This window comes from Lactobacillus sp. UMNPBX6 (genome assembly GCF_002553975.1).
Classification (GTDB): Bacteria; Bacillota; Bacilli; order Lactobacillales; family Lactobacillaceae; genus Lactobacillus; species Lactobacillus gallinarum.
Genome location: NZ_PCZD01000116.1, coordinates 1 through 1,189, shown reverse-complemented (window position 1 = coordinate 1,189; position 1,189 = coordinate 1). Strand labels below are relative to the sequence as shown.

Below are 1,189 nucleotides of genomic sequence, written 5' to 3'. Positions count from 1 at the left end.
TCGCCGATTGTAAAATTAAATTGAACACTTGATAAAAAATAAAAAGTCCATTCGGACCTGTTTGATAGAATGTAGTTACCACACAACATTTAGAAACGAGGTCAAAATGGACTCTTTACATTCTACCATGAATCAGCACATTAAAGGCAAGCATTTATCATTCGAGGAAAGAGTTATTATTCAATTGCGTTTGAAAGATGGCTATTCTTTGCGTGCCATTGCCCGTGAATTAAACTGTTCCCCTTCTACTATCAGTTATGAGGTTAAGCGCGGTACTGTAGAACTGTATCATGGCAAAGTCAAAAGATATAAGGCTACTCAAGGGCATGATGCATATCAAGCTCATCGTAAAAATTGTGGACGTAAATCAGACTTTCTCAGGAAAACTCAATTCATGCGCTATGTCCACAAACATTTCTTTAAAGACGGCTGGTCGCTTGATGTGTGCAGTAATCGCGCCACCGCTGTTGGCGCATTTAGCAGCAGAGATGTTGTCTGTACTAAGACTCTTTACAATTATGTCGACCAAGGTCTATTAGATATACATAATTACGACTTGCCAGAGAAGCTTAAACGCAATACCAAGCTTCATCGTATTCGCAGAAATAAGAAAAAACTTGGCAGAAGCATTGAAGAACGTCCTAAAGAGATCAATAAACGTAATGAGTTTGGCCATTGGGAATGCGATTTAGTTCTCGGACATAAGAGCAAAGATGATGAGGTGCTGCTAACCTTATCTGAACGTATGAGTCGTGAGTTCTTAATTCTTCGTATTCCTGACAAGACTTCTGTCAGTGTCATGCAGGCCTTTAAAAAACTCCAAAGGCAATACAGCGAACATTGGAATGATATTTTTAAAACCATTACCACTGATAATGGCTCAGAGTTTGCAGATCTTTCAAGTTTAGAAGACGTATCAAATACTTTAGTTTACTATGCTCATCCTTATACATCTTGTGACAAAGGAACAGTTGAAAGACATAATGGACTCATTCGCAGATTTATTCCTAAGGGAGAGGCAATAGACAATTATTCACTACAAGACATCATAGACATTGAAACCTGGTGCAACTCTTTACCAAGAAAGATATTGGCATATCATACACCAGATGAAATCTTTGAAAGAGAATTAGATCTAATCTATCAAGCAGCTTGATTAAAAGTGTTCAATTTATTATTGCAATTTACG

The 1,189-nt window shown here is 37.4% G+C and carries 1 protein-coding gene; it reads left to right on the top strand.

What is annotated here, in order from left to right:
- The first annotated feature begins 106 nt into the window (after positions 1–106).
- The gene (locus CP357_RS09895; RefSeq protein ID WP_087176735.1) at positions 107–1,156 is read left to right on the top strand and encodes an IS30 family transposase; all 1,050 of its coding nucleotides are present in this window, start codon (positions 107–109) and stop codon (positions 1,154–1,156) included.
- Positions 1,157–1,189 lie beyond the last annotated feature (33 nt).

Bases quoted from the DNA above. Each gene is read 5' to 3' on its own strand.
- CP357_RS09895 (WP_087176735.1), top strand. From the start codon at position 107: ATGGACTCTTTACATTCTACCATGAATCAGCACATTAAAGGCAAGCAT.